The organism is Kiritimatiellia bacterium, assembly GCA_018001225.1.
Lineage (GTDB): Bacteria > Verrucomicrobiota > Kiritimatiellia > CAIQIC01 > JAGNIJ01 > JAGNIJ01.
In genome coordinates this window covers 44530-54437 of the sequence record JAGNIJ010000030.1, presented here as the reverse complement: position 1 = coordinate 54437, position 9908 = coordinate 44530, and the positions used below count along the sequence as shown (strand labels likewise).

Genomic DNA, 9908 nt, shown 5'->3' with positions numbered 1-9908 from the left:
GGCGGCGGGTTCACCGCCATCGACTGCGCGCGCGTGGCGCTGCGGCTGGGCGCGGAGAAGGTGGGCGTGTATTACCGGCGGACCGTGGACGACATGCGCGTCACGCCCGGCGAACTGGAGGAGATGGCCGAGGAGGGCATCCCGCTGGAGACACAAGTCGCGCCTGTGGCCTTCGACGGATCGAACGGCTCTGTCCGCTCCGTCCGGTTCACCCGCACGCAACCCGGCGAGCCCGACGCCGACGGGCGCCGCCGCCCGGTGGAAATGCCCGGCAGCGAATTCGCCGTCGAGGCGGACCTCGTCCTGCTGGCCACCGGGCAGCAGGCGGACCGGGGTTGGGCCCCGGCGGAACCCCATCCGCGGCTGTTCCTGGCCGGCGACTACGCCACCGGCGCCACGACCCTGATCGAGGCGATCGGTCATGCCAGGCAAATTACCCGCGAGGTGGACGCTTTCCTCATGGGCGGTCCGCGCATCGAGGACGCGGTGCGGATCGAGTCCGGCCGTGACGCCGCGCGGACGCGGGCGATGGACGCCGTGCCCCGCCGGCCGATGCCGGAGCTGCCGGTCGGCGCGCGGAAACTGGAGGCGGAGGTCGAGACGGGGCTGGAGCCCGGCCCCGCGCGCGAGGAAGCGGGCCGGTGTTACCTGTGCCACTACAAGTACGAGATCGACATGGACCGCTGCATCTACTGCGACCAGTGCGTCGAGGTCAAGCCGCGGCCCGACTGCATCGTCAAGGCGCGCGCCCTGCGGAAAGACGGCCAGGATCGCATCACGGGCTGGGACCGGCGCGACGAGCATCTTCTCCCGGGCTCGCCGCCGTTCCTCTACTGGATTCACCAGGAGGACTGCATCCGCTGCAACGCCTGCCTCGAGGTGTGTCCCGTGAAGTGCATCAGCGTGCAGAAGGTCAGCTTTGCAAATGTGGCACGGCCGTCCCGGCCGTGAAAACGCATCACTCGTTCAGCCTGATTCCAGATCCCGATCCCGCCCGGAACCCTGTTTTCAATCCCGCCTTGGAGGGATTCTCCAGAATGTACCGGCGGAAATGCTCCAGTTGATCTCCGGACCTGACCGCGTGGTCAAAATACTCGTCTATCCACACCGTTCCGTTCCGATTCAAGGCGTCGTTGATGGCATGGGCGGAGTACGACTTCCAACTGTGCAGGATAGTCGGCAGGGTCTGGTTCTCCGCCGGTTGAATGAGCGCGTGAACATGATTGGGCATGATCACATAGGTGTCGAGAGCGTATCGCGTCAGGTCAAAGTGGATGAGAGCTTGTTCGGCGATTGACCCGGTTTGGGGGTGACCGAGCAGGCAACTGCCATACCCTTGGTCCAGCCATTCTTCGATCCGTTCGGTGAACAGAGTGTGATACTCCTCCTGCGTCGACAGGGTCCATGGCTCGGGGTGCGCTCGCAGCCAGGACTCCCGTTCGGCCACCAGCAGCTTCAGTTCATTCTGGGGGCAACGAATCCGCAAGACGAAAGGTAATGAAATATGTGCAGTCGGGTTGTTGCCAGTGGGGTAGGTTGCGGTGATGGCGATGTATCTCGGAATCCTTGTTCAGGGGCTTGAAGACGCCGAGCAGTTCCTTCACGGGGGTGCACGGGCGGGACGCCCGTGTCACGCACTACTCTTTCTTTGATCCTGCTCTTCTGCAGCGTGGCACAGCCGTCCCGGCCGTGTCAGTCCTGTTTTTTCTCCCTCGCGTCGCCGAAGTCGGACGTGCTGACCAGGTACTTCCCGCTGGCGGCGGCGCGCTGGCGGGCCTTCATGCGGCGGCGGACGAAGTACCCGCCGATCGGCGAGAGCCCGATCTTCAGCGCCAGCTTCGCGAGGCGCGGGAAGGCCGGGAGGATGCGCGTGAACCAGAAGGCCATCTCCTTGCGTTTCTGCTCCGGCGAGGTTTCCGGCAGGGGCATGGGATAGGCCGGGACCGGCTTGCCGAACTTCTTCCGGAGCCGCAGCCGGAAGGCTGTCCGCTGCTTCTTCTCGATCATCATCGCGTGCTGGCCGCGCTCGACCTCGGCGGGCGGGATGGGCTTCATCACCAGCTTGCCGGCCCGTTCCGCGTCCCGCAGCCAATCCGCCGCGGTTTCCGTGCGGACGAGGATGGACGACCAGCCGCCGGGCTCGTCGTACTTCCAGCGACCCTGCTCGTCGCGGATCCACGGGTCGCCGATGGAGAAGTCGGAGAACTCCGCCGCCGCGTCGAGGCACATCAGGCAGCGGCCGAGCGGCGAGACGCGGGCGACGATGTTGAAGATCTGGGCCGGCCCGTACGGCGAGCGCCACTTCGAGCCGTCGGTGAACGTCATCTCCAGCGTGTTGTGCGGCCAGCCGCGCTCGTCGCGCTGACGGAAGTTCGTGTGCGCGAGTTTATGGTCCTTCGGCGCGAGCATCCGCCCCGAGGCCTGCGTGGACTCGAAGGGCAGGTTGTAGTGGCAGAGGAGGCCGATGACCATCGGGATGCGCTGCTTCCAGCGCGGGTCCATGAGCTGGCGCTTGCGCAGGGCGTGGATCTGGCAAGGGAGCCCGACGACCGCAAAAGGGCCTTCCTCGTTGCGGATGTCGTAGAGCGCGGAGAACGACGGCGCGGAGCAGTAGCGGGATTGCGCGGAGCGCAGGATGTCCTCGCGCGTGCGGGCGATGATCCCCTTGCCGCGCGAGGGCTCGTCGGGGTCCTCGACCGTCACCAGCGCGCCCTTGATCCGGCCGGTCTCGAGCCAGTGGGCGAGGACCTGGGTGATCACCCCGCCGCTCGCGCCCAGTTTCCGGACCTCCGGCTCGCCGGCGTGGCCGACGTACGTGGAAAGGAAGGGCCCCATGAGGCTGCCGAATTGGTAGCGCCCGGGGAACATCGCCTCGCCGAGCGCGGGGTAGTCCACCGCCAGCCCGGGGCAGACCCGGACGCAGATGTTGCACTCGATGCACTTGTCCACCTGCTTCGGGTAGGCGTGGTCGTCGATGCCGAACGTGCCGACGGGGCAAACCCCGATGCAGGCCCCGCACCGGTGGCAGAGCCCGTCCCGGACGATCCCGAGGATGCCCTCGACGTTGCGGTACTTGTCGGCGGCGAAGTATTTTTCGCGGGTGTCCATGACCGGGCCATGATGGCCCGGCCCCGGGGAAAATCAAGAAGGAAGCCGCGTCAGCGGCGCCGGCGGTATAGATACAACACCGTCAGCCCGGCCCCCAGCAGCGCGAGCACGCCCGGCTCCGGGATCGTCTGGATCGCGCTGAAGTCGTCCATGGACAGGTTGAACGTCGGCTGGCTGCCGGCCCCGACGATCACGAACCCGTACTGCTGGGGGTTGTCGAACAGGTTGGTGGCTGTTACGGGATTGGAGCCCGCCAGCAGGGTCCAGTCTTCGTCGCCCGTGCCGATGTCGATGGTGGTGAACTGGGACCAGTCGCCCTGGGGCACGTTCACGGTAAAGGCCGTGTCGTGGTAGTAGAAGGAATAGTGCTCGCTGTCCTGCCACTCCCCGATGAAGAAGTGGAGCGTGCCGCCGTTGAACACATCGACCACGTTATGCGAATTAAAGATGGCGCTGACCGAGTGGTTGCGAAAATCCAGTTCCTGGTCCGCGTCCCGGTAGTCGTCCACCAGGTACTGCGGCCAGTAGCTGCTGTAGACCTCGCGCGCATCCTGCAGATCGAGGGTCAGGCGGGAGGAATTCCCGACGCCGCCGTTGGCCATCCAGACCGCGGCGTAATCCTGGGTGGGGCCCCCGCCCGTGGGGACGCCCCAGTACATCCAGTTATGCTCCCGCGCGTCGGTATCGTTGAAATTGTCGACGTAATTGGTGACGGCGGCCTCGGCCCCGGTGAGGCCGCAGAGCAGCACGGCGATCGCCACGCGCAAGTTCATGGAAACCTCCATATCCTGGACGACTATTATACGTTTAAGCTGGGCGGTCAACAGGAAATTAGTCGGCCAGGTAATCCTGCTTGTACCGGCGTTTGGAACCGAGGTTGTACTCCAGGATGGCCTTCCACCGGCCCGGCGCGAACAGCGGGGCCCGGGTGATGAGCAGCAGCCCGTCGTAGTACGCCCGCACGCCCGGGTCCTGGATCCGGTTGACCCCGTCCGCGCAGGACTCGAAATACCCGAGCGGGAGCCGCCGCGCGAAGTGGCCGATCTGGAAGTTCGCCAGGCTCCGCCTCGAGATCGGCAGGCGCGCGAGCAGGGGATCGGTGAGGCCCAGCTTGTCGATCACGTATTTCTCCGGGCCGACGATGAACCCCGCGAAGCCGATGGTCTCGGAGACGAACGTCGTGTCCGGCGCCCCGCGCGCCTGGAGCGCCAGCCGCGTGTAGGCATTGTCCGGCGGCGGGCAGGCGGGGGAGTAGAACAGCAGCGAGGAGCCATCCTGATAATAGGCGCGCTCGTCGGAGATCCCGTTGTGCTCGTCGGGGTCCCAGCGGGCGTACGCGCGGCTGGTCTTGATCGGCGCGCGCGGGGCGATGACGTTATACAGCGCCAGCAGCGTGAACGCGATCCAGCCCAGCCGGCGCGCCGTGATTTCCCGCGCGACGAGCCAGGCGCCCAGCAGGAAGGGCAGGGCGAGGAAACGTCCGCTCATGAAATCCCCGCCGATCCGGATGACGTAGACGAAATACAGCAGCACGCCCAGCCCGGCGCACAGCCCCGGCGCCTTCCGGGCGCGCGGCAGGAGCAGCGTGCCGAGGCCGAGGGCGGTCACGAAGAGCGTGAGGAAGTCGAAGTTCAGGCTGTTGACGAGGTAGGCCCAGCCCTGCCGGCGCAGGACGGAGCCGGCGACGCCCGCGCCCGCGAGCTTGGCGTAGTAGGTGTTCGGGAAAAAGAAGCCGTAGTACACGACGGAAAATACGTGCCAGGCCGCGGCGGGCAGGCCGCCCAGCAGCACGGGCGCGAGGGCGCGGGCGCCGTGGCGACGCAGGCCTTGAGCGAGGACGAGACCCAGGGCCGGGAGGAAGAGCAGGATCGTGTCGTGCCGGTTCAGGTAGGCCAGCGTGGCCAGCAGCACCAGGCGCCCGATTCGCCAGCGGTCGTCCCCATCGTCCGCCGGGGATTCCCGGAAGAACTCCCGGAAGAACAGGGCCAGCAGCAAATACGACAGCGGGTTCTCCAGGCCGGAACTGGAGTAATCCATGAACGCCTTGGAACTGACCAGCAGGAACACGAGGACGGCCCCGGCCCGCAGAACCCGCAGCGTCGCCAGGCCCAGGAGCAGGGACACACCGATCGTCGTGAAGAAGAACTCGCGGGTCAGCCCGGCGGCCGCGGTCATGAGCATCATCCACAGCGGATGCGTGAAAGACTGAACCCGTTCCGCGACATTCCACCGCAAGCCATGCCCGTGCAGGAGGTTGTCGATGCTCCGGAAGGTGATGTAGGCGTCGTCGCAGACCCAGGCGTTCAGCAGGAAAACCAGCGTGAACAGGAGCGCCAGGAAGCCGCCCGCCGCGAGCGCCGCCGCCTTGCTGGAGGTGAGGTCCTTCATTCGATCCGCCTTGCCGCGCGCCTGTTATACGTGGGCCGCACCGCCCTGTAAAGCATCGGGACTTGCCAACCGGGACGGCTTCCCCTAGCGTACCGGCTTTCCATTCCTGTCATGAAAAGACGCTGGCCATGGGTCATTCTGGTTGCCGTGCTGGTGCTGGGGCTTGGCGAGGTCCTGGCTCGGCGCCTGCTGCCCGCCGTGCCGGGCGGCCTGGAGGATAACCGCAATCCCTACCGGTTCCGCGGCTGGCCGGAGTACATCCGGGACGTCGGCCGCGGCCCGAAGGGCGCGACCGTGGTGCTGATCTCCAACTCGCAGGCCTACGCGGGCGAGTACCTCGGCCGCCAGACCTATCCCGCCCGGCTGGAGGCGCTGCTCAACGAGCGCCGCGTGAACGGGCGCTCCGACTGGAAGGTGCTCAACTGGTCGTCCGATGGCATGACGTCGATCGAATACGTGCTCCTGGCCCGATACCTTCAGTTGAATCCCCCGTCGCTGATCCTGGCCGTGACCGGGTTCGCGGACTACAGCCTCGAGCACGCGCACCGCGGGTTCCTGCATTGCCGGACCGACCTGCCGCGCCTGGCCGGCCGCCCGGCCATCCTGGGGGGCTTGCCGCTATCGTTCCTGAAGCGCCACGCGCGGATCGAGGACACGCTAGCCTTCGCGGTGTACGACCGGGTGGCCCTGTACCGGCTCAAGGAATACCTGTGGTCCTGGCTGGATGTCCGCCTGCCCGGCATCCACACGATGTTCTACGCTCCCGCCGTAAACTACCGTCCCTGGCAGTTGAAAGGCACGGCCTGGCGGCCCGCGATGGAACTGCCCCCGCCCCCCGCCGGGGATATCCAGTTCACCTACGCCGGGGAATCCAGCCGGATGCTCGGGGAGTTCCTGGACGGGTTGAAAAAAATCGGCGTGCCCGTCGTGATCGTGGCCCAGCCGCGCCGCGCCCTGCTGCAGGACGCGCGCGCGAAGTGGGACGCCGCGTTCATCGAGGACCTGCGGGCGCAGGCGGCGGCCATGACGCTGCCCCTGTGGGATATGCGCGACGCCCTGCCCAACGACGAGTTCCTGACCAGCAGCCACCTCAAGCCGCCCAACCACCAGCGCTTTGCCGAGCAGCTCTGCGATCACCTGCAAGCGTTCGTAACCGGAACCCCGTAGCGCCATGCTCTTCAACAGTTTCACATACGCGGTGTTCCTGATCGTGGTCTTCTGCGCCTACCTGCGCCTGCCGCTGCGCGGCCGCCAGTGGTTCCTGCTCGTGATGAGCTACCTTTTCTACTGCTGGGAGACCCCGATCTACGGAACGCTGCTGGCGATCTCCACGTTCCTCGATTACTTCTGCGGATTGGGCCTGGCGCGCGCGGAAAGCCCCCGCGCCCGACGGCTGATCCTCGCGGCCAGCGTCGCCGGCAACCTGGGCATGCTGGGTTTCTTCAAGTACGGCGATTTCTTCATGCACAATGCCGTCGGCCTGGGCCGCCTCCTCGGGCTGGAAATCGCTTGGGTGCCGATGCACATCATCCTGCCGGTGGGCATCTCGTTCTACACCTTCCAGACGATGAGCTACACGATCCAGCTCTACCGCCGGCAGATCCCCGCCGAGCGGGATTTCGTGAATTTCGCCCTCTTCGTCTCGTTCTTCCCGCAGCTCGTCGCCGGCCCGATCGAGCGCGCCAGCAACCTGATCCACCAGCTGTCCACGTACCAGCGGCCGACGTGGGACGACATCGGCGCCGGTCTGACGCGCATCATCTTCGGCTTCTTCCGGAAGCTGGTCATCGCCGACCGGTTCGCCATCCTCGTGGACGCGGTCTACGCCAATCCCGGGGGCTACTCCACCTTCACGGTCTGGAGCTCCCTGATGGCGTTCTCGGTCCAGATCTTCTTCGACTTCGCGGGCTACTCGGACATCGCCATCGGCTCCGCGCGCCTCTTCGGCATCCGCATCGTCGAGAATTTCCGGCGGCCGCTGTTCGCCTCCTCGATTGCGGATTTCTGGAACCGGTGGCACATCAGCCTGACCAGTTGGTTGCGGGACTATCTCTTTTACCCGCTCGGCGGCTTCCGGAAGGGCGGGGGGCGCGCGTTGCTCAACGGCATGATCGTCCTGCTGCTCTGCGGCCTGTGGCACGGCGCGAGCTGGCACTTCGTGTTCTGGGGCGGCTTCCATGCCGTGCTCATGGCGCTCTACTACCTCTGGCGCGGGTTCCGCAAGAGGATCGGCTGGAAGAGCCCGTCGCGCCGGCTGACGCCCGGCCTGTTGGCGGCGACGATCTTCACCTACGCCTGTACCATGTTCAGCACGCTGTTCTTCCGGGCGCCTAGCGTCCCGATGATCGGCCGCATGCTGAAGATCCTGTTCGGCTTCCGCGAGGGGCCGGTCCCGCCGACGCCCTGGATCCTCTGGGGTTTCTGGGCGATTTTCCTGGGCAACATGTTCGTCGAGTTCAGCCAGGAATACCTGGATCTCAACGCCCGCGTGCGCCGCTGGCCGTGGCCGTTGCGCGTGGCCGGGCTGGCGCTGCTGGTCATCGTGATCGTCCTGACCGCCGTGAACAACAGCGCGCCGTACATCTACTTCCAGTTCTGATACCAAATCCGGGTGAAGGCGGGTAGATTTAGGGCTCGCAGGCGCTCTGCGACGCCGTTCGTACCGCCTCGCACCTGTCCCTGGTATTACTTCGTGTCCGGCGCGAATCCGACAGGCGCGGGGCGGGGGCGGAGCAGGTTCCAGCCGGTGTTCAGGATCAGCGCGGCGGCGAGCAGGGCGAGGAACAGGCAGAGGCTTCCGACCAGCAGGCTGCCCTTCCGGAACAGGTTCAGCACCGCCAACTGCGTGAGGGCCGTGAGCGTCGACGCGCACATGAAGAGCATCGGGAGCAGGACGTAGACCGTCCGCTTCCCGTTCCGCCGCAGCCACGCGTAGACCACCAGCAGGGCCAGCGCGGCCAGGAGCTGGTTGGTCGCGCCGAAGGCCGGCCATATCGCCTGCCAGGCGGGCATGAGCTTCCCGCCGGGGCCGGCGACCTGGCGGAAGACCACCAGCGCCGGCAGGGCGAGGCTGGCCAGCGTGCCCGCGTAGCGGGCCGTTCGCCCGCTCAAGCCGAAGAGCTCCTCGAAGATGAACCGCGCCAGCCGCGTGCACGTGTCGAGCGTCGTCAGCAGGAAGGAACTGACCGCCAGCAGGCCGAACGTCACCGCGGCCTGGCGCGGGACGTGCAGCGCGGAGAGGAACTCGCCCAGCCCGCCCGCGAAGATGGCCACCGGGTTCCGCCCCGCGGGTTTGTCCGCCATGATCATGACGGCCGCGAGCGCGACGAGGGCCAGGACCGCTTCGACCAGCATGCCGCCGTAGGCCACCGTGCGCGCGGACTTCTCGTTCGACAACTGCTTGGACGTGGTGCCCGACGCGACGATGGAGTGGAAGCCGCTGACCGCCCCGCAGGCGATGGTGATGAAAAGGGCCGGGAACAGGCCCTTGAGCTCCGGGTTCGACCACCCGGTGAAGGGGTTGTACTGGATGGCGACCGTCCCGCGCGCCGAGGAGACCAGCAGGCCCGCGACCCCGCCGCCCACGCAGGCGTACAGGAGGAAGGAGGACAAATAGTCGCGCGGCTGGAGCAGAACCCACACCGGCAGGATCGAGGCGAAGAAGCAGTAAACGAGCAGGACCGCCAGCCAGGTGTTCTTCGCGCTGCCGAGCAGCCACACCTCCGGGAGGCGGTCGGCGCGCAGCGGCAGGAGGTGGCTGACCCACAGGGCCAGGAACACGAGGGGGACGAACACCAGCGTGGCGCGGCCGATCGAGACCTTGAAGCGGTACACGGTCAACCCGAAGAGCACGGCCAGGAGCAGGTACAGCGCGGACGCGGTGGCCACGACGCCGCCCTGGTGCAACTGGAGGTCCGCGGTCTCCGGCTGGGTCGCCGGCGCAAAGGTCGAGGCCGTGAGATCCATGAACACGATCTCGACGTACATCAGCGTGAGCCAGATGAAGACCAGGAACACGTAGTACGCGGAGGGGTTCAAAAGGTCCCGGCACAGCTCGCCGATGGAACGCGCGCGATGCCGCAGGCTGGCGACGAGGGCCGTGAAGTCGTGCACGCCGCCGATGAAGATCGAGCCGGCCAGGATCCACAGCAGGGCCGGGAACCAGCCGAAGGCCAGGCCGGCGATGATGGGCCCGACGATCGGGCCCGCCCCGGCGATGGAACTGAAATGGTGCCCGAACAGCACGGACGTCCGGGTCGGCACGTAGTCCATGCCGTCCTGTAGCGTCACGGAGGGCGTGACGCGGTCGGCGCGGATGTCCAGGTTCCGCTCCAGGAAACGCCCGTAGATGAAATAGGCGGCCGCCAGGGCGGCGCAGCAGGCCAAAAAGAGCCATCCCAGCATGTTACCGT

Annotated in this window: 8 protein-coding genes; 3 read left to right on the top strand and 5 right to left on the bottom strand. The window is 66.7% G+C overall.

Annotated elements, in window-relative coordinates:
• On the top strand, positions 1–951 hold a 951-nt coding region (locus KA248_10815; GenBank protein MBP7830398.1), incomplete at its 5' end, for a 4Fe-4S binding protein.
• 7 nt (positions 952–958) lie between these two features.
• Here KA248_10815 and KA248_10810 read toward each other — a convergent pair.
• The 4 genes from KA248_10810 to KA248_10795 all read right to left on the bottom strand — a co-directional run bounded on the left by KA248_10810 (position 959) and on the right by KA248_10795 (position 5496).
• The gene (locus KA248_10810; GenBank protein ID MBP7830397.1) at positions 959–1447 is read right to left on the bottom strand and encodes a transposase; all 489 of its coding nucleotides are present in this window, start codon (positions 1445–1447) and stop codon (positions 959–961) included.
• 245 nt (positions 1448–1692) lie between these two features.
• Entirely contained in the window at positions 1693–3108 is a 1416-nt protein-coding gene (locus tag KA248_10805) for a Coenzyme F420 hydrogenase/dehydrogenase, beta subunit C-terminal domain (protein MBP7830396.1), read from the bottom strand.
• Between the two features lie 50 nt (positions 3109–3158).
• Complete coding sequence (locus KA248_10800) at positions 3159–3881, bottom strand: PEP-CTERM sorting domain-containing protein (protein MBP7830395.1); 723 nt, start codon at positions 3879–3881, stop codon at positions 3159–3161.
• Positions 3882–3939: 58 nt separating this feature from the next.
• The gene (locus KA248_10795) at positions 3940–5496 is read right to left on the bottom strand and encodes a hypothetical protein (protein ID MBP7830394.1); all 1557 of its coding nucleotides are present in this window, start codon (positions 5494–5496) and stop codon (positions 3940–3942) included.
• Positions 5497–5607: 111 nt separating this feature from the next.
• Here KA248_10795 and KA248_10790 point away from each other — a divergent pair, with 111 nt between their 5' ends.
• Positions 5608–6663: a hypothetical protein gene (locus KA248_10790; GenBank protein MBP7830393.1), complete on the top strand. Its 1056-nt coding sequence runs from the start codon at positions 5608–5610 to the stop codon at positions 6661–6663.
• A 4-nt stretch (positions 6664–6667) separates the two neighbouring features.
• Entirely contained in the window at positions 6668–8095 is a 1428-nt protein-coding gene (locus KA248_10785) for an MBOAT family protein (GenBank protein ID MBP7830392.1), read from the top strand.
• A gap of 86 nt (positions 8096–8181) precedes the next feature.
• On the opposite strand, the gene KA248_10780 is transcribed toward KA248_10785, so the two are convergent.
• The gene (locus tag KA248_10780) at positions 8182–9900 is read right to left on the bottom strand and encodes a carbon starvation protein A (protein MBP7830391.1); all 1719 of its coding nucleotides are present in this window, start codon (positions 9898–9900) and stop codon (positions 8182–8184) included.
• Positions 9901–9908: the final 8 nt, after the last annotated feature.

What these genes read in the sequence shown, in the direction of transcription:
- KA248_10785 (MBP7830392.1), top strand. Translation starts at nt 6,668, where the DNA reads ATGCTCTTCAACAGTTTCACATACGCGGTGTTCCTGATCGTGGTCTTC.
- KA248_10790 (MBP7830393.1), top strand. Translation starts at nt 5,608, where the DNA reads ATGAAAAGACGCTGGCCATGGGTCATTCTGGTTGCCGTGCTGGTGCTG.
- KA248_10805 (MBP7830396.1), bottom strand. Translation starts at nt 3,108, where the DNA reads ATGGACACCCGCGAAAAATACTTCGCCGCCGACAAGTACCGCAACGTC.
- KA248_10800 (MBP7830395.1), bottom strand. Translation starts at nt 3,881, where the DNA reads ATGAACTTGCGCGTGGCGATCGCCGTGCTGCTCTGCGGCCTCACCGGG.
- KA248_10780 (MBP7830391.1), bottom strand. Translation starts at nt 9,900, where the DNA reads ATGCTGGGATGGCTCTTTTTGGCCTGCTGCGCCGCCCTGGCGGCCGCC.
- KA248_10795 (MBP7830394.1), bottom strand. Translation starts at nt 5,496, where the DNA reads ATGAAGGACCTCACCTCCAGCAAGGCGGCGGCGCTCGCGGCGGGCGGC.